The 23,799-nt window shown below is 56.7% G+C and carries 26 protein-coding genes; 15 read left to right on the top strand and 11 right to left on the bottom strand.

Features of this window, described 5'->3' with window-relative positions; all coding sequences use genetic code 11:
* Positions 1–11: 11 nt before the first annotated feature.
* Positions 12–350: a P-II family nitrogen regulator gene (locus tag ACR0EN_RS15205; protein WP_039541190.1), complete on the bottom strand. Its 339-nt coding sequence runs from the start codon at positions 348–350 to the stop codon at positions 12–14.
* Between the two features lie 257 nt (positions 351–607).
* Between ACR0EN_RS15205 and ACR0EN_RS15200 the strand changes: the two genes are divergently transcribed.
* The gene (locus tag ACR0EN_RS15200) at positions 608–2,794 is read left to right on the top strand and encodes a PBP1A family penicillin-binding protein (RefSeq protein WP_170647320.1); all 2,187 of its coding nucleotides are present in this window, start codon (positions 608–610) and stop codon (positions 2,792–2,794) included.
* A gap of 59 nt (positions 2,795–2,853) precedes the next feature.
* On the opposite strand, the gene leuB is transcribed toward ACR0EN_RS15200, so the two are convergent.
* A complete protein-coding gene (gene leuB, locus ACR0EN_RS15195) occupies positions 2,854–3,957 on the bottom strand; it encodes a 3-isopropylmalate dehydrogenase (protein ID WP_480587548.1) in 1,104 nt (367 codons plus the stop codon).
* 91 nt (positions 3,958–4,048) lie between these two features.
* On the opposite strand from leuB, the gene ACR0EN_RS15190 reads away from it, so the two are divergent.
* Positions 4,049–4,576: a redoxin domain-containing protein gene (locus ACR0EN_RS15190; RefSeq protein WP_170515492.1), complete on the top strand. Its 528-nt coding sequence runs from the start codon at positions 4,049–4,051 to the stop codon at positions 4,574–4,576.
* Between the two features lie 6 nt (positions 4,577–4,582).
* Here ACR0EN_RS15190 and ACR0EN_RS15185 read toward each other — a convergent pair whose 3' ends face one another.
* The gene (locus tag ACR0EN_RS15185; protein ID WP_170395159.1) at positions 4,583–5,476 is read right to left on the bottom strand and encodes a LysR family transcriptional regulator; all 894 of its coding nucleotides are present in this window, start codon (positions 5,474–5,476) and stop codon (positions 4,583–4,585) included.
* A gap of 83 nt (positions 5,477–5,559) precedes the next feature.
* On the opposite strand from ACR0EN_RS15185, the gene ACR0EN_RS15180 reads away from it, so the two are divergent.
* The gene (locus tag ACR0EN_RS15180; RefSeq protein ID WP_170818475.1) at positions 5,560–6,465 is read left to right on the top strand and encodes a Rossmann-fold NAD(P)-binding domain-containing protein; all 906 of its coding nucleotides are present in this window, start codon (positions 5,560–5,562) and stop codon (positions 6,463–6,465) included.
* A 7-nt stretch (positions 6,466–6,472) separates the two neighbouring features.
* Here ACR0EN_RS15180 and ACR0EN_RS15175 read toward each other — a convergent pair whose 3' ends face one another.
* The 6 genes from ACR0EN_RS15175 to ACR0EN_RS15150 all read right to left on the bottom strand — a co-directional run bounded on the left by ACR0EN_RS15175 (position 6,473) and on the right by ACR0EN_RS15150 (position 11,437).
* The gene (locus tag ACR0EN_RS15175; RefSeq protein ID WP_480587545.1) at positions 6,473–7,495 is read right to left on the bottom strand and encodes an endonuclease/exonuclease/phosphatase family protein; all 1,023 of its coding nucleotides are present in this window, start codon (positions 7,493–7,495) and stop codon (positions 6,473–6,475) included.
* The gene (locus tag ACR0EN_RS15170) at positions 7,492–8,322 is read right to left on the bottom strand and encodes a hypothetical protein (protein WP_170395166.1); all 831 of its coding nucleotides are present in this window, start codon (positions 8,320–8,322) and stop codon (positions 7,492–7,494) included. The genes ACR0EN_RS15175 and ACR0EN_RS15170 overlap by 4 nt, the downstream gene beginning before the upstream one ends.
* A 331-nt stretch (positions 8,323–8,653) precedes the next feature.
* On the bottom strand, positions 8,654–9,259 hold the full coding sequence (gene leuD / locus ACR0EN_RS15165) for a 3-isopropylmalate dehydratase small subunit (protein WP_170395169.1): 606 nt from the start codon (positions 9,257–9,259) through the stop codon (positions 8,654–8,656).
* Positions 9,260–9,301: 42 nt separating this feature from the next.
* The gene (locus ACR0EN_RS15160; RefSeq protein ID WP_170395171.1) at positions 9,302–9,856 is read right to left on the bottom strand and encodes an HdeD family acid-resistance protein; all 555 of its coding nucleotides are present in this window, start codon (positions 9,854–9,856) and stop codon (positions 9,302–9,304) included.
* A gap of 38 nt (positions 9,857–9,894) precedes the next feature.
* On the bottom strand, positions 9,895–11,298 hold the full coding sequence (leuC, locus tag ACR0EN_RS15155; protein ID WP_170395174.1) for a 3-isopropylmalate dehydratase large subunit: 1,404 nt from the start codon (positions 11,296–11,298) through the stop codon (positions 9,895–9,897).
* 43 nt (positions 11,299–11,341) lie between these two features.
* Positions 11,342–11,437: an isopropylmalate isomerase gene (locus ACR0EN_RS15150; RefSeq protein WP_260023663.1), complete on the bottom strand. Its 96-nt coding sequence runs from the start codon at positions 11,435–11,437 to the stop codon at positions 11,342–11,344.
* Between the two features lie 123 nt (positions 11,438–11,560).
* On the opposite strand from ACR0EN_RS15150, the gene ACR0EN_RS15145 reads away from it, so the two are divergent.
* The 4 genes from ACR0EN_RS15145 to ACR0EN_RS15130 all read left to right on the top strand — a co-directional run bounded on the left by ACR0EN_RS15145 (position 11,561) and on the right by ACR0EN_RS15130 (position 14,448).
* Complete coding sequence (locus ACR0EN_RS15145) at positions 11,561–12,922, top strand: mechanosensitive ion channel family protein (RefSeq protein WP_480587542.1); 1,362 nt, start codon at positions 11,561–11,563, stop codon at positions 12,920–12,922.
* 164 nt (positions 12,923–13,086) lie between these two features.
* Positions 13,087–13,446, top strand: a complete 360-nt coding sequence (rsfS, locus tag ACR0EN_RS15140) for a ribosome silencing factor (protein WP_039541351.1) — start codon at positions 13,087–13,089, stop codon at positions 13,444–13,446.
* 44 nt (positions 13,447–13,490) lie between these two features.
* Positions 13,491–13,961, top strand: coding sequence for a 23S rRNA (pseudouridine(1915)-N(3))-methyltransferase RlmH (rlmH, locus tag ACR0EN_RS15135; RefSeq protein WP_170515789.1), 471 nt, complete (start codon positions 13,491–13,493; stop codon positions 13,959–13,961).
* Between the two features lies 1 nt (position 13,962).
* Complete coding sequence (locus tag ACR0EN_RS15130; protein WP_480587539.1) at positions 13,963–14,448, top strand: flavodoxin family protein; 486 nt, start codon at positions 13,963–13,965, stop codon at positions 14,446–14,448.
* A 3-nt stretch (positions 14,449–14,451) separates the two neighbouring features.
* Here the strand turns inward: ACR0EN_RS15130 and ACR0EN_RS15125 are convergent, their stop codons facing one another.
* On the bottom strand, positions 14,452–14,799 hold the full coding sequence (locus ACR0EN_RS15125) for a hypothetical protein (RefSeq protein WP_480587536.1): 348 nt from the start codon (positions 14,797–14,799) through the stop codon (positions 14,452–14,454).
* 35 nt (positions 14,800–14,834) lie between these two features.
* A complete protein-coding gene (locus ACR0EN_RS15120) occupies positions 14,835–15,545 on the bottom strand; it encodes a DUF599 domain-containing protein (protein ID WP_170395190.1) in 711 nt (236 codons plus the stop codon).
* Positions 15,546–15,625: 80 nt separating this feature from the next.
* On the opposite strand from ACR0EN_RS15120, the gene ACR0EN_RS15115 reads away from it, so the two are divergent.
* From ACR0EN_RS15115 to ACR0EN_RS15080, 8 genes are all read left to right on the top strand, one after another.
* On the top strand, positions 15,626–17,065 hold the full coding sequence (locus ACR0EN_RS15115; RefSeq protein ID WP_170818478.1) for an FAD-linked oxidase C-terminal domain-containing protein: 1,440 nt from the start codon (positions 15,626–15,628) through the stop codon (positions 17,063–17,065).
* Positions 17,066–17,115: 50 nt separating this feature from the next.
* Positions 17,116–18,210: an FAD-binding protein gene (locus ACR0EN_RS15110; protein ID WP_170613615.1), complete on the top strand. Its 1,095-nt coding sequence runs from the start codon at positions 17,116–17,118 to the stop codon at positions 18,208–18,210.
* Positions 18,211–18,213: 3 nt separating this feature from the next.
* On the top strand, positions 18,214–19,527 hold the full coding sequence (glcF, locus tag ACR0EN_RS15105) for a glycolate oxidase subunit GlcF (RefSeq protein ID WP_480587533.1): 1,314 nt from the start codon (positions 18,214–18,216) through the stop codon (positions 19,525–19,527).
* Between the two features lie 117 nt (positions 19,528–19,644).
* Positions 19,645–20,430: a trypsin-like serine peptidase gene (locus ACR0EN_RS15100; RefSeq protein ID WP_480587529.1), complete on the top strand. Its 786-nt coding sequence runs from the start codon at positions 19,645–19,647 to the stop codon at positions 20,428–20,430.
* Positions 20,427–21,245 (top strand): trypsin-like serine peptidase, encoded by an 819-nt coding sequence (locus ACR0EN_RS15095; RefSeq protein ID WP_480562695.1) that lies wholly within the window; start codon positions 20,427–20,429, stop codon positions 21,243–21,245. The genes ACR0EN_RS15100 and ACR0EN_RS15095 overlap by 4 nt, the downstream gene beginning before the upstream one ends.
* 122 nt (positions 21,246–21,367) lie before the next feature.
* Positions 21,368–21,835: an Hsp20 family protein gene (locus ACR0EN_RS15090; protein ID WP_170395206.1), complete on the top strand. Its 468-nt coding sequence runs from the start codon at positions 21,368–21,370 to the stop codon at positions 21,833–21,835.
* A 223-nt stretch (positions 21,836–22,058) separates the two neighbouring features.
* Positions 22,059–22,490, top strand: a complete 432-nt coding sequence (locus ACR0EN_RS15085) for a hypothetical protein (protein WP_170395209.1) — start codon at positions 22,059–22,061, stop codon at positions 22,488–22,490.
* Between the two features lie 210 nt (positions 22,491–22,700).
* Positions 22,701–23,780, top strand: coding sequence for a coiled-coil domain-containing protein (locus ACR0EN_RS15080; protein WP_170736835.1), 1,080 nt, complete (start codon positions 22,701–22,703; stop codon positions 23,778–23,780).
* Positions 23,781–23,799 lie beyond the last annotated feature (19 nt).

Raw genomic sequence — 23,799 nt, 5'->3', positions numbered from 1 at the left:
AGTAAGCGCGCTTAAAGCGCCTCTTCGTTGGTTTCCCCGGTCCGCACGCGCAAGGCTTGCTCGACATCGAGGACGAAAATCTTGCCGTCACCGATCTTGCCGGTCTTGGCGGTTGTGGTGATGGTTTCGACGATCTGGTCGGCCATGGTGGCGGGCACCACGATCTCAAGCTTGATCTTGGGAACGAAATTCACGGCGTATTCGGCACCGCGATAAATCTCGGTGTGACCCGATTGCGAGCCAAACCCTTTGATCTCAGTCACCATCATGCCGCGCACGCCTGCATTGGTCAGTGCTTCGCGCACCTCCTCAAGCTTGAACGGTTTGATTGTCGCAATGATCAGTTTCACGTCTTTCCCCTCTACTACTCCGGGCGGCCCGGCATTTTGCACCTGCAGAAAAATGCGCGACAGAGGTTCAGATGGAACGTTTTCGGAGGGCAAATGAGGGTAAAAAATCAGCAATTATGCACAATTTTTGCACAAAACACGCTATTTGGTGAAAATATAGGCAAACTTGTGAGGGGAAATACGGGTATTTCACACCTCTACATGGCCGTTCCGGCGGGGTATGGTGCCCCAAAAGCATAACCGGGCAGAGTTTGAGCATGACTGAGTCCAACCGTCGCAAATCGCGCCTTGTCGCGGATAAAAGGTACCCGTCCAAAGGCCGAAAGCCTGCGGCGACCAAGCGGGCAGCAAAACCTGCTGGTAAGAAGTCGACGGCCCGAAAAGCCGCTCCGCGCAAAACGGCGCGGAAGAAAACGCGGCGCAGTTCTGGTGGGAAGGGCGGTGGCATTTTCCGCCGGCTGTTCCGCTGGCTCTGGCGCATAATTTGGGGGATCACTTGGAGGGTCGGCGCAGTGGCGGGGTTGCTGTTGGCGCTGGCGGTGGGTGTTGTTTACACCTCATTGCCGGATGTCGATGCCCTGCTTGATGGGCGGGCACGTGGTTCGGTGACCTTGCTGGATCGCGACGGCAAGGTCTTTGCCTGGCGCGGCGATCAGTTTGGCGGCGTGATTACGGCGGATACAGTTTCGCCGCATCTCAAGAACGCCGTGATTGCAACCGAGGATAAACGGTTCTACCGCCATTTCGGCGTCAGCCCGCGCGGTGTCGCCAGCGCGGTACGCATTAACCTGAGCGAAGGACGTGGACCGTTGTCTGGTCACGGTGGTTCAACGATCACCCAGCAAACCGCGAAACTTCTATGCCTGGGTGTGCCTTATGAGCCCAGCGAATGGGAGTCTGAGGCTGCATATGAAGCCGATTGCCGTCAGGGTTCGCTATGGCGCAAGGCGAAAGAGGCAGTTTACGCCATTGCGATGGAGGTCAAATACTCCAAGGATGAAATTCTGACGATCTATCTGAACCGCGCCTTCCTCGGTGCGGGAGCCCGCGGCTTCGAGGCCGCCAGCCAGCGGTATTTCGGTATTTCGGCAGCCGAAGTGTCTCCGGCCGAGGCGGCAATGCTGGCAGGTCTATTGGTGGCCCCGACACGCTATGCGCCAACGAACAACCTACAACGTTCACAAGATCGGGCACGTTTGGTGGTTGGGCTAATGGAGACCCAGGGCTATCTGAGCAGCGCGCAGGCCAGCGAGGCCCGCAGCCGTCCGGCGCAGTTGTCCGAGGCCGCTGCCGCGCGTGCTGGTGGTTACTTTGCCGATTGGGTCATGGCCAGCGGGCCTGAGTTTTTCACACGTAACACAACCGAGGACGTGGTGATCCGAACCACACTGGATCAGCGCATTCAAACGTCGGCAGAAGAGGCGCTGAAATTCATCTTCCAGGAGAAGGTGCGCGAAGGGTCTAAAGCGCAGGCCGCCATTGTCGTGATGTCGGCGGATGGCGCGGTTCGAGGTATGGTCGGTGGGCGCAAGACCCGTGTTTCGGGGGCGTTCAACCGGGCTACGCAGGCTCTGCGTCAAACGGGTTCGTCGTTCAAACCGTTTGTCTATGCGACGGCCTTGGAGTTGGGATATTCACCGCTGGACACGGTGATGGATGAACCAACGTGCTGGAACATCGCAGGTTCAGGTCAGTGGTGCCCGAAGAACTACACCAATAAGTTCTATGGCCGGGTGACATTAGCAGATGCGTTGAAGAACTCGTTGAATATTCCCGCAGTCAAAGTGGCGGATATCTCGGGGCTGGACAACGTGCGCACGGTTGCCAGTGGTTTCGGCCTTTCAAGTGATCTGGCCGAGGGACTCGCGCTGGCGCTCGGCGCATCGGAAAGCACGCTGATAGAGATGACGGGCGCTTACGCTGGTATCCTGAACGGCGGTTCAGCGGTGGAACCCTATGGCCTGACCGAGTTGAAGCTGCTTGGTGAGACCGATCCAGTTATGATCACGACAACCGGTATCGGTGAACGCGTCATCAACGACAAGGCCGCCAAACAACTGACCTGGATGATGGAGCGTGTGGTCTCTGAAGGTACGGGTGGGCGCGCGAAGCTGCCGGGCTGGCAGGTGGCGGGCAAGACCGGCACGACCCAGGCCGCGCGGGATGCCTGGTTTATCGGATTTACCGCGGACTACGTTACGGGCGTTTGGATGGGGTATGATGACAATACGCCGTTGTCAGGTGTCACGGGTGGAGGCTTGCCGGCGGAGATATGGAAAGAGACCATGCTGCGCGTGACAGAAGGGATGACGCCCACGCCGTTGCCCATGTTGGCGCCGGACCCACCGGTTAGAACCGCGCAGCCGCAGCAACAGCGCCGTAAGAATCAAACCGGTTTGGACCGTGCGATCAACAACCTGCTAAACAACATCTTCGGAAACTGACGAACAAAAAAAAGGCGGTGCGCTGGGCACCGCCTTTGCTAGTCTGAATGATCGTAAGATCAGACGCTTTCGTCTAGCGCTGCCAGAATTGCATCACCCATTTCGCTGGTCGAAACCGGCTCAACCCCTTCTTCGGCCAGCAGGTCAGCTGTGCGAACGCCGTCGGCCAGAACCTTCTCGATCGCCGCTTCCAGACGATCCGCTTCGTCGCCCTGATCAAAGCTGTAGCGCAGTGCCATGGCGAAGCTGAGGATACACGCAATTGGGTTGGCCTTGCCTTGACCTGTAATGTCCGGGGCCGAGCCATGAACGGGTTCATACATGGCCTTAGGGCGGCCATTCGCCATCGGTGCGCCCAGCGAGGCAGACGGCAGCATGCCCAAAGATCCGGTCAGCATCGCTGCGCAATCGGATAGTACATCGCCAAAGAGGTTGTCGGTGACGATCACGTCAAACTGTTTGGGCGCGCGCACAAGCTGCATCGCGCCGTTGTCTGCATACATGTGTGACAGCTCGACCTCGGGGTATTCCTGACCGACACGTGTCACGACCTCGCGCCACAGGATGCCCGATTCCATCACATTGGCTTTTTCCATCGAGCACAGTTTCTTGTTCCGGCGCATCGCCAGCTCAAACGCGGAACGTGCTGCGCGTTCGATCTCGGATTCGGTGTACCGCTGGGTGTTGATGCCAACGCGCTCATTGCCTTCTTCAAAGATGCCGCGCGGCTCACCGAAGTAGACACCCGATGTCAGCTCGCGCACAATCATGATGTCGAGGCCAGCGACCACATCCTTCTTCAGCGACGAGAAATCCGCCAGCGCGTCGAAGCACTGAGCTGGGCGCAGGTTGGAATACAGGTCCATTTCCTTGCGCAAACGCAGCAGTCCGCGTTCGGGTTTCAGGCTGAAATCCAGATCGTCATACTTAGGGCCGCCAACAGCCCCCAGCAGCACGGCGTCGACGTCTTGTGCCTTGGCCATGGTCTCATCCGATAGGGGCTTCCCGTGCGCATCATAGGCAGCGCCGCCGACCAGATCCTCGCTCACGTCAAATTGAAGACCGCGATTGGCGCCGAACCAATCGATGATTTTGCGCACTTCGGCCATAACTTCCGGGCCAATTCCGTCTCCGGGCAGGATGAGGAGCGAGGGGTTGGACATCGACAGTCTCCTTGCGTTTTGTCGCACAGGCCCTAGCGTTTGCGGCGCATCGGGTCAATGAGACGAACCCATCAAATCACGAGGAAACCACATGCTGACACCCGGAAATCCGGCCCCATCGCTAAAAATCGAAACAGTAAGCCATGGCACCTTTGATCTTGAGCGCGACACCGGCGAAAACGGAACGCTGGTGATTCAGTATCGCGGTCTGCATTGCCCGATCTGCGTTCGCCAAATGGGTGAGGTCGAGGCTGCGCTGGATGAATTCGCCGAGCTGGGGATTGAGGTGATCATGATCACCACGGATACCGACGAACGTGCGGCCGAGACGGTTGAGAAGGCCGGAGTGTCGAAGCTGCGCGTAGGATACGGCCTGTCCATGGCCGACGCGCGGGATGTCTGGGGCCTGAACATCTCGGTGGCTCGTGAAGGTAGTGCCGAGCCAGCGTTGTTCGCTGAGCCAGGACATTTCTATATCAAACCTGATCAGACCCTCTATTACGTCTGGCAGCAGACAACGCCTTTTGCGCGGCCGCCGATGTCGGACATCGTCGGCGGTTTGAAATTCACCTTGGCCAATAACTATCCTGCGCGCGGCACCTATACCGGCGCGCTGTAGGCGGTTTTAAAGCCGGGCCTTCAACCCGTCGGCCAGTAAATCCCAGACTCTGCGAATGCGCGGGGTCTGTCGCATCGCCTGAGGGGCAGCCAGCCAGACCGGCAGCACCGGTATCTCGACATCAATATCTAGCACTTCGACCAGAGGATCGGACTGCGCGATGCTGAGTTGGCTGAAGCCCACACCACACCCTGCGCGGATCAATTCCCAATAGGCGGTCTGGTTGTCGCATCGCGTGGCAAAGCTGTCCCGGCTGGCAGGCCAGCCCTTGTTCCGCATAGCGGTGATAATGTCTTCATTGGTGTCAAATCCCACAAGGTCGTGCTGCATCAACTCTGTCGGCGTTGTTGGTCGCCCTGCACGATCCAGATAGCTTTGGGCGGCGCAGAAACATAACGGAACCTCACCGATATGCTTTGCCACGATGTCAACCTGTTCGGGCCGATACATGCGCACGGCAATATCGGCCTCGCGGAACAGCAAGTTTTCGCTGGCATCCGAGGCGACCAGATCAAGCTGAATCGCCGGTTCTGCCTCACGGATTGCGGCAAGTATCGGCGGCAATAGGTGATGCGATACAAATACCGAAGCGGTGATCCTGACCGACCCTTCCAGCTGTTGCGCCTGACCCGCTGCCGTCAGCCCCAGGGCATTGACTGCGCTGTACATCTGCTGCGCCATTGGCAGCACTTGCTGCCCCACTTCGCTGAGCGTCAGTCCACGCGCGTGACGATCAAACAGCGAGACCCCCAATTCTTCTTCCAGCGCATGCACCTGACGTCCAAGCGTCGGCTGGCTGCGACCCAGTTGCTTTGCGGCTGCGGATAGTGAGCCGGTTTCGGCGACCGCCAGAAAGCTTTGAACTAAGGACCAGTCGGATAGTTGGAGTGTTTTAGCCATTCAAAAACGAATACATAATCTGCGATTTTTCGCAATTTCCAAAACATCGTGAATGAATAGATTGATCCGGAACGGAGGGATCAATGCCACAAACGGTACTTATTCTCGGGGCCACCGGTCGATTTGGACGCAACGCTGCAAGAGCTTTTTCGGATGCGGGATGGATTGTGCAAAAGTTTGATCGACGCAGGGAGGAATTGCGCGCGGCGCTACATGGAGTAGACGTCATCGTGAACGCCTGGAACCCGCTTTACCCCGACTGGGCGGAGCATGTGCCAGAGTTGCATCGTCAGGTAATCGCCGCTGCATCAGAGCGTGACTTGACGGTCATTGTCCCGGGGAACGTTTATGTTTTCGGTGCGGATACGCCCGGCGCCTGGTCTACCAGGACACCGCATCTTGCGCGAAATCCGCTGGGACGCATTCGGATCGAGATGGAAGAGGCTTATCTTGCCTCGTCGGTTCGGACCATCATGTTGCGGGCAGGTGATTTCATAGATACCACGACCTCTGGCAATTGGTTCGATCAGATTCTCATCAAACACTTGCGGCGCGGGCGCTTTGTGTATCCCGGCAATCCAGATATCGAGCATGCTTGGGCCTATCTGCCCGATTTAACTCGTGCTGCTGTGGAATTGGCAGAAATGCGCAGCCTGCTACCGCGTTTCTGCGATGTCCCCTATGCTGGATACACCTTGACCGGCAATGAAATGGCATTGGCGCTTTCGCAGGTTGTTGGGCGTGAGCTTACCCTCAAACAGATGGCATGGTGGCCTTTGCATCTGGCCCGCCCGTTCTGGCGTATGGCGCCTCATTTGCTTGAGATGAGGTATCTATGGAATACTTCTCACCGGCTGGACAGACGCCTCTTTGATGCTCTGCTCCCGGAATTTGCGCAGACCGATCTAAATGATGCGTTGAGGAACGCCGTGTCTGAACCTGTGCAACATGAATCCCGCCAGCGACTCGGCACAGTCATACGTTCATGATCGAAGCCTATTCGTCGAATAGATCGACCCAGACAAGCCGGTGACGGCTTGCGGCGACGGCCGCGTCACGGGATGTGGGTTCCGGCCAGTAAATGCCCGCATCGTGCACACGCCAATCCGCCGAAGGTAGGACATAATCCACTCTCATCTCGCCAACGCCCTTCCACAAAACTGTTGAAGTTGACCCCGCAGGGTCAACAGGCATCGGATCCTGCAGTTGCGGATCGGCCAGAAGATTACGGATTGCCGTTTTGCGACCCTCGCCATTGTAAGGATCCTGGTTCGCATCACCTGCGATGACAAAACGCCCCATAGGTTTCTCACCCAGATCACCGTTCAGCAAAAGCGACCAGAGCCGAATTTCATCCCGGTTGCGCAGTCCGTTCCGATCTACAGGTCCATCAAAGACAGGCGGGCTGGCGTGAAACGTCATCAGGTTTAGGCGACCACTCGGGGTGTCGACCGGAACGACCCAATGCGATGTAGAAGACAGCCGCTGAACAGCCTGCGCTTGTGGTGATGGGAAGGGCTCTCCATCCTCGGCTGGCAGCTGGGCATTCGGCAAGTCGCGCCACCGCATCTGGGTGAATGACCGCACTTGATCAGTAGCGATAGGATAGCGGGACAGCACTGCCAGCCCATTCTGGCCGGTGAACCGCCCCCAGCCTTGTGCATCGCCCGGGCCGCCCGTCTCGCCGTCCCCATCCAGATCCAACGCGGTTTCGATCCCGGAATTGGGTTGCTCGGCATAACTGTATCGATAATCCAAGCCGTTGCTTTTCAGCGCCTCGACCAGCGCAGCAAGGGCAAGCCCGTCTAAATCCCAATCGATGCCTTGCAGCGCGACGATATCGGGACGGGTTGTCATCAGCACCTCGATCACCGCAGCGACCTGAGGGTCGTTCCGCCGAATATCACGCAGCAGCAGGCCGGGACCTTCGCGACTGAGTTCCGTATTGAAACTTGCGATGCGCAATGTCTTTGCCTGTGCCGTAAACGGCAACAGCAACAGAACCAGCAGTCGGATCATGCGATCTGAGTTGACTCGGAAGTTGAGTATGCGCGGCGCTTCTCAACGATCAGGCCGGCAATGCGCAGTGTCGCCATGCCTCGCATGATCATGCTGGCAGGCAGGAATGCCCATGCGCAAAGGGTCCAGATCAATGTCTGCGGATTGCTGAGCGCGATCGGCGTGATGAAAGCAGCCATCAGTTTGATCAGGGCGGGAATCAGGAAAGGCAGCAAAGCCCCAATTGCGATGTTGAGCCGCCCGTCACGCTGCAGACGGGTGACCACATCACCACCCTTGGTTGGGTCAAACAGGGGCAGATTGGTCCAGACGTTGAACGCGCCGTTGCCTGTTGGCCATCCCCGAAGCTTTACTGCATAGGCAAAGCTGGCGATGGTAACCAAGGCCGCGACATAAGCGACGCTGGCGGAGATACGCACCAAATCTACGAGGGGCTGGCTGGCATCGGCGGGCAGCATCAGAACCACAAGACGAACGGGGGAGTAGGGGAAATCCACCACATTCGCGACCATCAGGCCAACTGAATAAAACAGGCCGGTAAGTTCCGAGGGGGCATAGGCGTTTTTGCAGATCAGCGTCAGGAAGGTAACCATCGACATCAAACCTACAAAGCGCAGCCTGTTCACAGGTGGTGCGTCACGAAATTCGATAAAGCTTGGAAAGGCCGAGTTGTATTCCGAGAAAGTCAGGATAAACGCAAGGATCGCCAGAAAGACGACAATCTCAGTCCCATTCGACGTCGATGTAGGCAGGTACAACGCAGGGGTAAGCACCATAAGTGCTACCAATAATCCACGTATCGCCGCCCCCGTTGTGCGTGCAATCACAATCCGAACCCTTTTTCAAACCGGCGTAGTCGATTCTGTGCCGACTTATCGTCCAACTTGTGCTCACCGCTCGTTCGTTGGCGGCTACCTCATGGGTGCCAACTTTGCCGATAAGCGGTATTTCGCTCAAGCCAATGAGCAAATAACACGCAATTTCGGGCAAAATGATGGCGCAACTGGTGCGGGATTGCATCAATTTCGACGCAAATCCGACGTGTATCTCAAATTGATACCTACATGTTGTGGTGCTCTGGGTTTTTGCCCCAAGAATGCGAACAGGGCCGCGCTTGCGACCCTGTTAGGTTGAGTATCAACAGATTCGTCCCCAGAATCATACCCAGGGGCGGGCCTGACTCGCATGATCTTCGAACTTGTCGATGTGATGGTCTTTTTCCATCGTCAGGCCAATATCGTCCAGACCGTTCAGCAGGCAGTGCTTGCGGTGTGGGTCAATGTCGAACTCGATGACCATGCCATCCGAAGTGGTAATCTGCTGATCTTCCAGATGCACGGTCATGCGGGCGTTTTCACCCTTGTGCGCGTCATCCATAAGAATCGCGTGATGCTCTTCTTCGACTACGATGGGCAGGATGCCGTTCTTGAAGCAGTTGTTGAAAAAGATGTCGGCGAAGCTGGTCGAGATCACCACCTTGATGCCGAAATCCTTGATCGCCCATGGCGCATGTTCCCGCGACGAGCCGCAACCGAAATTGTCGCCGGCCACCAGAATCTCGGTGTTGCGATAAGCGGGTTTGTTCAGAACGAAATCTTCGTTCTCGCCGCCATGATCGTGATAGCGCATCTCATCAAACAGCACGACACCCAGGCCAGAGCGTTTGATGGTTTTCAGGTGCACTTTGGGAATGATCATATCGGTGTCGATATTGATCAGTGGCATTGGGGCGGCCACCCCGTGGACTTTTTCGAACTTTTCCATTTCTACACTCCTGCGGGGTAGGGCCGCGCCCGTGCTCCGCGTTTAAGCTTCTTTCGCTTCTGTTGTTTCGTCCTTGGGTGCGTTCTTGACGAAGAACGCCATGAAGACCAATCCGAACCCGTTGAACAGCATCTCAATGCCCAGGAAGATCCCCAGTATGCTCAGCAGAGCAGCCGGTTCCTTGCCTACATAGGTCCAGATGATGCCGGCGAGGATGATCGACAAGATGCCCGAGATCATCGTGGGCCAGAAAAACTGCGTTCCTTTCATCTGGAACGACAGAATGACCCGCGCGATGCCGCCTGCCATGAACAGGATCAGCATCACAGTTGCCAGCGTCAGCGTGCCCTGCAGCGGGTGATCCAGAAAGGACCAGCCTAGAAACAGCATGACCGCACCCATGATGAGTGACAGGATCTTGTTGCCAGTGCCTTCAACCGTGAAGCCACCAACGATCTGCATTCCGCCCGCAATCAATAGCAACACACCAGTTACTACTGTTACGGCAACGGACGCCACGACCGGTGCGCCCAATACGAACACCCCGAATGCTATGGACAAAAGTCCAAGCAGTAGCCATTTGACCCAATCACTCATGTTAGTCTCTCCATCAAATATCTAGATATGAGAGACTCTTACATCAATTCACGGACGTCTGTCAGCCGTCCTGTGATTGCCGCAGCGGCAGCCATTGCGGGGCTCAGCAGATGGGTACGCCCACCGCGACCCTGACGGCCTTCGAAGTTGCGGTTCGAAGTCGCGGCACAGCGCTCGCCCGGTTGCAGCTGGTCGGGGTTCATCGCCAGACACATTGAACAGCCCGCGAGACGCCACTCGAAACCGGCATCTTTGAAGATCTCGGCCAAACCTTCTTCTTCGGCCTGTGCACGCACCAAGCCCGAGCCTGGTACGACCATGGCGCGCATGCCGTCCTTGATCTTCTTGCCTTTCAGGATTTCCGCCGCAGCGCGCAGGTCTTCGATCCGACCGTTGGTGCAAGAGCCGATGAAAACAGTGTCGATTTCAACATCGCTCAGCTTTTGACCGGCTTCCAAGCCCATATACTCGATCGAACGGCGGGCCGCGTCGACTTTACCGCCTTCGAAATCTTCGGGATGCGGTACGGATGCGGTGATCGGCAGCACATCTTCGGGACTGGTGCCCCAAGTGACGACCGGCGCGATATCTTCACCACGCAGCGTGATGACTTTATCGAAATGCGCATCTTCGTCGGTGTAAAGCGTCTTCCACCAGTCCATCGCGGCTTCCCACTGGGCACCTTTCGGCGCATGGGGCCGGCCTTTGACATACTCGAACGTAGTCTCATCCGGTGCGATCAGGCCAGCGCGGGCACCGCCTTCGATGGCCATGTTACAGACGGTCATGCGCCCTTCCATCGAAAGATCGCGGATCGCTTCGCCGCAATACTCGATGACATAACCTGTGCCGCCAGCAGTACCGGTCTCGCCGATCACAGCCAGAGTGATATCTTTGGCGGTCACACCCGGCTGCAGTTTGCCGGTGATTTCGACCTTCATATTCTTGGACTTCTTCTGGATCAGAGTCTGGGTGGCCAGAACGTGTTCAACCTCGGATGTGCCGATGCCGTGCGCCAGAGCGCCGAATGCACCATGAGTCGCCGTGTGGCTGTCGCCGCAAACAACGGTCATGCCGGGCAGGGTCCAGCCCTGTTCGGGGCCGACGATATGCACAATGCCCTGACGGACGTCGTGCACAGGGTAATAGTGAATGCCGAAATCTTTGGCGTTCTTGTCCAGTGCCTCGACCTGAATGCGTGATTCCGGGTTTTCGATACCATTCACACGGTCCGGCGTGGTCGGAACGTTGTGATCCGGCACGGCGATGGTTTTTTCTGGCGCGCGCACCTTGCGGCCCGCCATGCGCAGGCCTTCGAACGCCTGTGGGCTGGTCACTTCGTGAACCAGATGGCGGTCGATATACAGCAGGCAGGTGCCATCATCGGCCTCGTGGGCGACATGGGCATCCCAGATCTTGTCATAGAGTGTTTTGGGGGACATCGGTCCTCTCCCGTATGAAATGAGAAATAGCTGGCGAGTTGGCTTAGGCCGCCGATAGGCGGGCCAAGACCGTGCGGGCAGCCCCAAAGAACCGTTCACGCAGACGCGCGCGATCTTCCAGATTCTGTTCTTGGGCCACATTGAGTCTCATACGCACCAGATATAACGGGCATTCGTGTCAATCAAGGTTCAATCCCAACCGTCTCACTGCGGGCTTGCATCATCCAGCATCGCTGTCCAAGCTGACCTGCAGGAGAGGTGAATGAACCAGGATTTACTACCGGAGACGCTCTCGGAGCTTTACGCCAACATGACGGCGGCGTTTTCCTCGCAAATTGAAGGTCTGGTCGAGTTGATCGTCACCCCGGGATGGCGGCAGTATCAACTCATCATCATCTTGTTTCTCTGGGCAATTTCATTCTTGCTGAAACTGCTGACGCAGGGCCGATGGGAAACCTGGGCGAGGGCCCGGGTGGGATGGCCGAAATGGCACTTGCGGATATTGATACAACTGATGCGCCGTCTGACGTTGGTCTATTTTGTGTTGCTGTCTGGTGGGCTTTATCTGGTGATGCAACAGGTCACATGGCCGTCGCGGAGCTACATACTTGGTGTCTTCGCAACGCTGGCTGTTGCATGGCTGGCCATCGCGTTGGTTTCGCGATTGGTGAGAAACCGAACGCTGCGACAAATATTTAAATGGTCTATGTGGGTCTATGCCACGTTGATTGCGTTGAACCTGACGGATGATGTAGCCGGTTTCCTTGATGGCGTCGCCATTTCTATCGGTGATCTTCATATCTCGGCGCTGGGCATCATCAAGGCTGTACTGCTGATCGGCGTCCTGCTGACTTTGGCGCGTGTCGGCACACGCGCGGCTGAGCGCGGCCTTACGAACAATCAAGACATAACACCATCGATGCAGGTTCTTCTGGCCAAGGGTATTCAGGTGCTGCTCTACGGGGCGGTGTTCATGGCGGCGATCCGCACCCTCGGGTTTGATCTGACTGGCATAGCGTTGCTGTCCGGGGCCATTGGCGTCGGGATCGGGTTTGGCCTGCAAAAAGTGGTTTCGAACCTGATCTCGGGCATTATCATCCTGATGGACCGGTCGATCAAACCGGGCGACGTGATTTCACTGGGCGACACATTTGGTTGGATTAACGCGCTGGGCGCGCGCTATGTCTCGGTGGTTACGCGGGATGGTCGGGAATATCTGATTCCAAACGAAGATCTGATTACCAATCAGGTTGTAAACTGGTCGCATTCCGACCGTTTCGTGCGGTTGGATCTTGATTTCGGCACCAGCTACGACGACGACCCGCACAAAGTCCGCGCGACAGCGATCCGTGCCGTCAAGACGGTCGGTCGAGTGCTGAGTGGAGGCAAACATGAACCTGTCTGCCATATCACTGGTTTCGGTGACAGCAGTGTGGACTATGTGTTGCGCTTCTGGATCAGTGATCCGAACAAGGGTCTGACAAACATTCGAGGCAATGTCTTCCTGGCGCTGTGGGATGCGTTCAAGGTCGAAGACATCTCGCTTCCGTTCCCGCAGCGTGAAATCCGTGTATTGGGCGGCCCGGAGGCCGACGCCGAGGTGCAACATCTCGCCAAAGAGTGACTGGATGTGGGGCGCAGCGTCGGCCCTTTCATTGAAATGTTGCAATCCCCTTGTTACCTTATTAGTACCCCGGCGCCGGGGTTTCACGGCGCGCAGCAAAGGAGGACTATGTCCTGTCTCTACATACACAGGCGGGTTTGCCCGCCGATGATGGGGCCGGTGTAATGGCCCACTCTCAGTCAATCAGCGACAAGCTGCTTGAACGTATCCTTTCCTCACTTTCCGATGACAAGGCCGAAGACGTCGTGCAGATCAACCTGCAAGGTAAGTCTTCTGTTGCGGATCACATGGTGATTGCCTCAGGTCGGTCGACCCGCCAGGTCTCGGCCATGGCGGAAAAGCTGACGGATCGCATCAAGCAGGAATTCGGTTTCACCTCGAAGGTCGAAGGCAAGGATGCCGGCGACTGGGTGCTGATCGATACGGGCGACGTGGTCGTTCATATCTTCCGCCCCGAAGTGCGTGAATTCTATCAGCTGGAAAAGATGTGGCTGCCTCAGGGCGGCAGCGCCTCGGCGAATTGAGGCGCTATCCCGGCCTGTATTGAGGGGTCGGAGGCGAGAGAGACATGCGTATCAGCATCGTTGCGGTCGGGCGATTGCGCGCCGGACCGGAGAAATCCCTGCTTGACGACTACCTGACCCGATTTGACAGGACCGGCCGCGCGCTGGGCCTTGGTCCTGCGAAGGTGATCGAGGTCGAAGACAAGAAAAACGCAGGCATGGGGGCCGAGGCGGCCCTGCTGCGCAAGGCGCTGCCCAAGGGTGTGGTGATCTGTACGCTAGATGAGCGCGGACGGGTGTTGTCCTCGCCTGAATTTGCAAAAAAGCTGGGTGGATGGCGCGACGCGGGCCGACAGGATCTGGCGCTGATCATCGGCGGAGCGGACGGAATAGACCCAAATCTGCGGGCGGAGGCTGATTTTTCCCTATCCTTTGGGTCAATGGTCTGGCCCCATATGTTGGTCCGTGTGATGCTGGCCGAGCAACTTTACCGGGCCGCGACCATCCTTTCAGGCGGCCCTTATCACCGGGTCTGACATGGCGCAGCTATTGATCGTCTACCATTCGCGCACCGGCGGCACCCGGCAAATGGCTGAAGCCGCAGCCGAAGCGGCGCGGGATGAAGCGAACACCATCCTGAAAACTGCCGATCATGCCGGGCCGAACGACTTGCTGGCCTCCGATGGCTATATCTTCTGCGCGCCCGAGAACCTGGCCGCGATTTCGGGTCTGATGAAAGAGTTTTTCGACCGCTGTTATTATCCTGTGCTGGGGAGGATCGAAGGTCGACCCTATGCGCAGATGGTCTGCGCCGGATCAGATGGCGAAAATGCCGCGCGCCAGATGGCTCGGATCGCAACGGGGTGGCGGTTGAAAGAGGTGCAACCGCCCCTGATCATCTGCACTCATGCGCAAACACCCAAAGCGATCTTGGCCGAAAAGATCATTCCTGAAGAACAACTTGAAAACTGTCGTGAGGTTGGAGCGGCCTTGGCCGCAGGTCTCAGCCTCGGGGTGTTCTGAGGGTCAGTTCAGATCGACCACGGTCGTGTCTTCGCTCCAACCACCGACATTGTCGCGCGCCTGAATTTGCACCTGCGTGGTCCCGTCCGGAATCACCACCCCGCCAAGTGACCGTGTAAAGGGCTGCTCATCGACATGAGGGTGATGCAGCACACGCATCCCCAGCTCGTTCCCCTGCATATCCAGAACACGCCAGCCATCGGCATAGTCATCCCATCCGGTGTCGGAGTGGCGGATCGTGACGTCGAACCGCCAGGTATCCCCATTTGATTGGGCTGAAACCTGTTCGACCATCGGAGGGTCGGCGAATGCGGGGCTGGCCAGTAAGGCGCTGAGAATCAGATTTCGCATGGGGTCAAACTATGCGCTCGCGCATCGCATCGCGATCACGACTCTGTGTTTGGTGGCGCAGTCATGATTACGGTGCGTGAATGCGAGGCGAATTCGCGACGATAGAGCACACCGAATGTGACGATTGAGCTTAGGATCAGGGCTACCGGTCCAAGTATCCATGCGATTGAAGCCAACGCAAAATATGTCGCCCGCAACGCGCGATTGAAACTACGAGCCGCCGTGATGCAGATATCAGCAGATTGTGTGGCGCGTGGATAGGCCTGTGGATCATCGGGATCATTTGGAACAGCGGCCATCAGAATTGCGCAATACCCAAACAGGCGATGCGACCAGACAAATTTCAGAAAAGCGTTCGACAGAAAAAGCAGAATAATCAGTATCTTGATTTCCCAAACCATGGCAGGCGCACGGCCGATGGCAAGATCTTCAGCAACCCCAGCAAGGCGTTCGGTATTGCCAAGCAATGCCAAGCCGCCGCCTATTGCAATCATGATTGTCGAAGCGAAGAACGTGCTGCCCTGACGCATGGCCGAGATCACTTGTGCATCGAACACACGCGGCTGGCGCGTCACCATTTCACGCATCCAGACCTTGCGAAAATCATCCATCATCAATGAAACCGATGGTTTCTGAGAGGACGGATTTTCGATCCTCCACCCAATCCCCAGCCATGTCGCGAACAATAGCAAAACGGCTGCATAGTCCAGCGAGGAAAACAGTAATGTGCGGTCGATCCAGGTCATGCCGCGACACTATTGTTGGATTCGGCAACTTGCCAGTCGATAAAATTGGTAATATAATTTTACCAAATGGAGGATCAGCGATGGAAATGCCCAAGCCAAATCCGGATGTCTTAGCACGCAAGCAGGCATTGGTTGCGCGACTACAGCAAGTGCTGCCGAAGGATGCTGTTATCCATGAAGAGGCCGAGACCAGGGCTTATGAATGTGATGCGCTGACCGCCTATAAATGCCCGCCAATGCTGGCTGTACTGCCTTCGACCACGCAGCAGGTTTCAGATGTCTTGCGCATTTGCCATGAACTGGGTGTGCCGGTTGTACCGCGCGGCGCGGGCACGTCATTGGCGGGTGGTGCCCTGCCGACGGCAGATTGTGTGATTCTAGGCGTTGCACGGATGAACGAAGTTCTGGAAATCGATTACGACAACAGGTTTATCAAGGTGCAATCCGGCCGAACCAACCTGAGTGTAACCGGTGCCGTTGAAGAAGAGGATTTCTTTTACGCCCCCGATCCCTCATCCCAGCTTGCCTGCGCCATTGCCGGAAATATCGCGATGAATTCGGGCGGGGCGCATTGCCTGAAATACGGGGTGACGACCAACAATCTGATGGGTGTGACTATGGTCATGATGGATGGCAGCGTGGTCGAAATTGGAGGTGCTTATCTGGATGCAGGCGGGTTGGACCTGTTGGGTGTTATCTGCGGATCCGAAGGGCAATTGGGTGTCGTAACTGAAGCAACGTTGCGCATCCTGCGCAAACCTGAGGGCGCGCGGCCCGTTCTGATGGGCTTTGACGATAATGAAGTAGCCGGTCAATGCGTCTCTGACATAATCAAATCGGGCATATTGCCTGTCGCGATCGAGTTCATGGACCGCCTTTGTATTCGAGCCTGCGAGAATTTCGCCCAAGCGGGTTATCCTGATTGCGAGGCGTTGCTGATTGTCGAAGTTGAAGGATCAGAGGCAGAGATCGATAGCCAGTTGTCGAAGATTATCGAGATCGCCAAGCGGCATAATCCGGTTGAGCTGCGAGAAAGCCAATCGGCTGATGAAAGCGCCCGTATCTGGTTGGGGCGGAAATCGGCTTTTGGCGCGATGGGGCAAATCAACGATTATATGTGTCTGGATGGGACGATCCCGGTCTCATCGCTACCCTTCGTCCTGCGCCGGATCGGGGAGCTGAGCAAAGATTATGGCCTGCCAGTCGGCAATGTGTTCCATGCCGGTGACGGCAACATGCACCCCTTGATCCTGTTTGACGCCAACAAACCCGGCGATCTTGAGAAATGTGAAGCGTTCGGGGCGGACATCCTGAAGCTTTGCGTTGATGCGGGGGGCTGCCTGACTGGTGAGCATGGGGTCGGCATCGAAAAGCGTGATCTGATGACACACCAATATGAACCACAGGATCTTGAGGCGCAGATGGCGGTGAAAGATGTGTTTGACCCGAATTGGCTGTTGAACCCAGCCAAGGTGTTTCCGCTAAAGGTGTCTGCCACGCGCAGGATGGCCGCGGAATAGATGAGCCTTCCCCATCAATACCCAGAGTATTTTCGAAAAGATGAAGTGCCATGACACCTGAAACCGAGGCTGAACTTGCGGACATCGTTGCCGGCCTGGATGGCCCAGTGCGTATTGCCGGAGGCGGCACGCGCGGCCTTGATGGGCCCGAGCCTGTGCTGAACCTGTCGGGACTGCACGGAATTACACAGTATGAGCCGGGCGCATTGACTCTGGTCGCGCATGCCGGGACTCCAGTGACTGAGATCGAAGCGGCTTTGGAGGCCGAGGGCCAGCAACTGGCGTTCGAGCCGATGGATCATCGCGGTTTGCTGGGCACCACGGGGGAACCGACAATCGGCGGTGTTGTCGCGGCCAACATCTCGGGGCCGCGTCGAATTCAGGCTGGCGCGTGCCGGGATTTCCTGTTGGGCGTACGTTATGTCGACGGGTTGGGGCAGGTGATCAAGAATGGCGGGCGGGTGATGAAGAATGTCACCGGTTACGATCTGGTCAAGCTCATGGCGGGTTCCTGGGGCACGCTAGGGGTGCTGTCCGAGGTCTCACTGAAAGTGCTGCCTAGACCTGAGGTCGAGACCACTCTGGCAGTCGGGGCCGCTGATGTAGGAACCGCAGTTGATCTCATGTCCACTGCCCTGAAATCCCCCTTCGAGGTGAGCAGCGCAGCCTATGATCCACCGGATGGTCAGGCCTTGTTGCGGATCGAAGGATTTGCCGACTCGGTTGCCTATCGGGTAGGTCGATTGCGCGAAATCCTTGGGGGCGAATGCACCGAGTTAGAGAATTCGAGCAACCACTGGGTCGATCTGCGCGATCTGCGTGCGTTTCAGGATCTGGAAGGTGATGTCTGGCGCTTATCGGTGAAACCCGGCGATGCAGCCAGCCTTGCAGAACGGATCGACGCGGATCGAACCTTATTTGACTGGGGCGGGGGCTTGATCTGGGTATTGGTGCCAAAGGGCACCGATCTGCGTGCACGACTGGGTCACTTTGAAGGACATGCAACGCTGGTACGCGCAGAGGCTGACACCATCGTTGAATTTGGGCGATTCCAACCAGAGAGCACGCAGATTCAGGCTCTAACAAAGGCAATTCGGAAGAGATTTGACCCTCGGAACGTGTTCAATCCGGGTCTGATGGGGTAGGCGATGCAGACGAAATTTACCGAAAAGCAGTTGCAAGACCCAGCGATTCAGCGATCCAACGAGATACTCCGAAATTGTGTTCACTGTGGTTTCTGTACAGCAACCTGCCCGACTTATCAGGTGCTAGGCGATGAGTTGGACAGCCCTCGCGGGCGCATCTATCTGATCAAGGACATGTTGGAGAATGAGCGTGTTCCGGACGAAAAGACTGTCAAGCATATCGATCGCTGCCTATCCTGCCTCGCCTGCATGACCACGTGCCCCTCGGGCGTGCATTACATGCACCTCGTGGACCACGCACGGGAATATATCGAAGACAACTACAAGCGCCCGATCTCGGATCGTGCTCTGCGCTGGATATTGGCCAGAATCCTGCCTTATCCGACACGCTTTCGCTGGGCTCTAATCGGGGCAAAGCTGGGTCGTCCGTTCCGGTTTCTGATGCCGGATGCCCGGCTAAAGGCGATGCTGGACATGGCGCCGAGATATATTCCACCAGTCAGTCGCAATGATGACCCTCAGAGCTTTGCAGCAAAAGGCGCTAAGAAGAAACGCGTCGCCCTAATGACGGGCTGTGCGCAAAAAGCGCTGAACACCGACATCAACGACGCCACGATTCGCCTGCTGACCCGATTGGGCTGCGAGGTCGTTGTCGCCGAAGGTGCCAGCTGTTGTGGCGCATTAACCCATCACATGGGTAAAACCGGTGAAAGCCATGCGTCTGCTGCAGCCAATATCCGGGCCTGGACACGCGAAATGGATGGTGATGGTCTGGATGCGATCGTGATCAACACCTCGGGGTGTGGTACCACGGTCAAAGATTATGGGCACATGTTCCGCAGTGATCCGCTGGCGGCGGATGCGGGGCGTGTATCCGCCCTGGCGATGGATATCAGTGAGCTTTTGGTGCAGCTAGAGATGCCGGACAGCGACAAGAAAGAACTGGTTGTTGCCTACCACGCGGCGTGTTCATTGCAACATGGGCAAAAGGTTACCTCTTATCCCAAGAACCTGCTGAAATCGGCTGGATTCACAGTGTTAGAGCCTAAGGATAGTCATTTGTGCTGTGGCAGTGCAGGAACCTACAACCTGATGCAGCCTGAGATTTCGGGTCAGTTGAAAGAACGAAAAGTGCGCACGCTTGAGGCTAGGAACCCTGATGTTATCGCGGCAGGTAACATCGGATGCATGATGCAGATCGGCTCTGGGACTGACACGCCCGTTGTCCACACAGTCGAGCTGCTGGACTGGGCCACCGGAGGGCCGGAACCGCGCGCATTGCGCGACGGCATGGCTGGGGTACCCCAACTGCGCTGATCGATTGCTGCACTCGCGCATCAGGTCCGGTTGAAATTCATACAAGGGGCAATTGCCCTATTTTCGCCGCACCAACGGCATACGAATCTTGGTCGGACCTCATGACCGGAGACCCGCGTGCGCAACTGGATCACGGCTATTGTCTTCAGCTTGCTGCCCTTGGCAGGACAGGCGCAGGATACTGGGCTTAGGAGCCTGGAAACCACCGATGCTGGGCGCGAGTGGATGGCAGTTGGTCGGCTGGATATCGACGGCACCGGGTTTTGTACCGGATCGCTGATATCTCCGACTCTGGTACTGACGGCTGCGCATTGTCTGTACGACAAAACCACGAAACAGCGAATTAATCCGGCCCGGATCGAGTTTCTGGCCGGTTGGCGCCTCGGTTCCGCCTCGGCTTATCGCCCGGCGCGTCGAACAGTGGTTCACCCCGACTATGTGTATGAAGGCAATGTTTCTGCAACGCGGGTGCGTCATGATATTGCGCTGATCGAGCTGTGGCAGCCGATCCGCAACACCTCGGTCATTCCTTTCGAAACCGGACGCCGTCCTGCCCGCGGTCAAGAGGTGGGGGTTGTCTCGTACGCGCATGACCGCGCCGAAGCGCCAGCACTGCAGGAAGTCTGTTCCGTCATTGGGCGACAGGCTGGAATTCTGGTTATGTCCTGCAACGTGGATTTCGGGGCATCCGGCGCGCCGATCTTTTCGTTTGACGGCGAGCGGCCACGCATTGTGTCGGTCGTTGCAGCGAAGGCCGAATTGCAGGGTCAACGCGTTGCGCTGGGCACCGCCTTGGATGAATCGCTGGAATTGTTGCGGGCCGAGCTTTCGCAGGGGCGGGGTATGTACGCCACATTGGACAACAACACCAAAAACCTCGGAGCAAAGTTCATTAAGCCATGATGCGTGTTTTTCTAAGTATCACCTTGCTTGTTTCTATTCTCGTAACTGCCGCGCAGGCCCAGACCAGCGGCAAGCGCCGACTGACGGATCGCGATGATCTGTATGGGTGGGAGGCGGTCGGACGTCTGGATATCGGCGAACAGGGCTTTTGCACCGGTACTTTGATCGCAAAGGACATCGTGCTGACAGCGGCGCATTGCGCTGTGAGCAAGGCCACCGGAAAACCCTATGCCCCCGGTGAATTGACCTTTCGCGCCGGTTTGAGCGACGGTCAGGCGCTTGCGGATCGCAAGGTCATCCAGATTGCGACCCATCCCGATTTTGTTGCCAATGCGCCGGTATCGGCGTCACGTGTTCGAATTGATGTGGCTCTAATGCGGCTGGAAGAGCCGATTCCCTATTCGATTGCTGATCCGTTCGCGTTGCACAGCGGCCGCGTCAGCGACAGCGAAATCAGCGTCGCCTCGTATGGTCGCGGTCGGGCCGAGGCGATCACGCGCCAACGCTCTTGCCGCATCCTGCAACGCGGGCAGGGGCTGATCAGCTTTGATTGCGATATTACATTCGGTTCGTCGGGCTCCGCTATTTTAGCAAAGAAAGGCCCACGTTGGCAGATCCTGTCGGTTGTTTCGGCGGGCGCATCGGATGGTCAACGCAAGATCGGCTACGGGATGGAGCTGTCGGGGATTGTCTCGGAACTCAAGGCGATATTGCGTCGTGACGCGCCCCGACCCACGGCAACAATCCGCAGATTGCAGCCGGGTTCAGCCAAGTCCAGTTCGGGTGCTAAATTCCTCAGCGCGGGCGGGTCTTGAACCCGGTCCTTTTACTTCCCATCTGAATTTTACCGGATCGCCAAAGCTGGGGTCCGGCATAAATCACCGCCCGTCCATTTCGGAGGGCAATTTCGTGAATCGCTCAAAGATGAGGATACGACATGCGTACATTTGACTTCGCACCACTTCACCGCGCAACCATCGGTTTCGACCAGATTGCAGACATGATGGACCGGGTTTTGACCAATGACGTGGCTCAGCCCAGCTATCCCCCTTATAACATCGAAAAGACCGATGCTGATACCTACCGCATTTCGGTCGCTGTTGCCGGGTTTTCCGAGGCCGATCTGTCGGTTGAGGTAAAGGAAAATTCTCTGGTGGTTTCCGGCAAGAAAGCTTCGGACGAAAAAGAGCGCAGCTACCTGCACCGTGGCATCGCCACCCGCGCGTTCGAGCGCCGCTTTGCTCTGGCCGACCACGTTCGTGTCACCGGCGCGAGCCATGAAAACGGCATGCTGAACATCGATCTGAAGCGCGAAGTGCCAGAAGCGCTGAAACCGCGCCGGATCGAAATTTCGTCTGGCAAGGCCATTGAAAAGGACGTGGTTGACGCCAAAGCCGTGAACTGAGGCTGTTGATCACATAGCGACAGTCCCGCCTCTCTGGATTGTCGCACCACACGCCCCGCGTTCCTCCAGGCGCGGGGCGAAGTTGTATCCATCGCAACAAGGACTTGGTGGGCAACACGTTTTCACGAAAATCTGGCAATAGTTTAGGTCGTCAGGCTAGTCTCTTCTGGAACACTTCAATGAACTGAATTTTGTTCACTGCCTACAGAGGGAGACGAAATAGATGCGAATGAAATCCGTTTTTGCCGCTATAGTCTGTGCCGTTGTTGCATCGACCACACTGACCGCGACATCAACCCGTGCCAACGATACAGGAGCGCTTATCGCTGGGGTCGCGTTGGGTGTGCTGGGAGCGTCGATCGCCAAACACCATCACAAGCACGGATCAAAGTACCAGAAGCACCCGCACGTTTCGCCCGAGGAGAATGCGATCGGGCTTTGTATGCATCGGACCCACACCGCCATGAGCAATCAAGGCTACTATGCCGTCGATTTTGAGCGGACGCTTTCCTATACGACAAATTCTGATGGCATCGATCTGATTGATCTGGAGGTCGCGCGCTCGAAGGACAGCAATGATGCGCGGAGCCACATAAAAGCCCATTGCGCTATTCAAGATGATGCTGTGGTCAATTTCCGGTATTCGAACTACTGACCTTGCCCTTCGGCAACTTCAACTTAAGAAATCCAAGAGCTTCTATTTTCCCTTCTGAAAACCAGTAGGCAATGTGTCTCGGCCTTGTCTCTGCGTCTATCTTTTTATCGTCGAGTTTGTCACAGTCTTGGTGATTTGGAGACCCAAGGGGATGTAAATTGCCATAACATTCCCTATGTCATTGGATGATAAGAAGAATAGGGATAGCAGATGTCGAACCAGCAATTCGAAGCATTGATTCAAGAGACGCAACAGAAAGTCCGCGAAAGCCAGTCGCAGATTGAAGGCTTGACCTCACGGATCGAAGCGGCGCGTGCCAAGATCGGAACCGCAGAGGCAGATATCGACATTGAAAATGCCACTTTGGAAGATGTGCACGCCCATACCGAGGTGATGAACGCCAACATCGCTGAGTTGATCATGGGGCTCGACGACGTGACCAACGCGTTTTCCAAGGATTTCGACGAAATGCGTTCGAAAACCGGGTGGGAGTCGTTCGTTGGCATCTTCGCCAAGGCCAAATCCGAGTCCATGCGGCAGGAGCGTATGCGCACGGCCAATATCGACGACAAGCTGCAGGACTTGATCGCTAAATCCGATGTGATCGTGAAGCTGCTGGAGGGACAACTGTCCGTGTTGGAAGAACAGCGTGTGAAGGTCGAGGACAACCTGACCGTGACGCTGGACGACCGAGAGGCGACCGTGGCCGAACTGGAGGCTCTGCGCGCCGAGATTCAGGGCATGGACCCGGCTATTATTACGTTGGAGAACAAGATCAGCGTGGAACAGGATGCTGCGGCGCGGACCCAGTTAGAGACTGAATTGGCCGAGCTGAACAAGCAATACAACGCCAAGGTTCAGGAAGAGCAGGTCAAGCTGGCCAAGTCCCAGACGCTGGAGCGCTATATCGAAAAGGGCAAGACCTGGGTCGATTCCCTGCAGAACCAGGCGGCGACGCAGATGGTGCTGATCAACAAGCTGCAGACAGACACGCAGCAGCGCGTGGTGCTGTATGACGCCCTGACCAAATCGCTGAAAACCGCCCAGCAGCAGGACGTGGCCCACCGCATCAACGAGATCGGCGTGCAGACCGACCAAGAGGCGCAAACCGCCATGGCCGCCATCGGCACCGCGACCAACCAGAAAATGGCCGACATGCTTGAGGCGCATGAGGACCACATGGTCTTCGCCCGCGACGTGCTGGAGAAAAAAGCCAAGGCCGATGAGCGTTTTGCCCGCCGGTTCGCCTCGATTGTCGAGAAGCATGATAAGAATTTGTATGGGGGTTGAGGAAAGGGTCGGGAGTTAC

It is taken from the genome of Ruegeria sp. AB7 (assembly GCF_056542625.1).
Note: the sequence above shows the minus strand (reverse complement) of the source record. Positions and strands in the feature narration are given on the sequence as shown.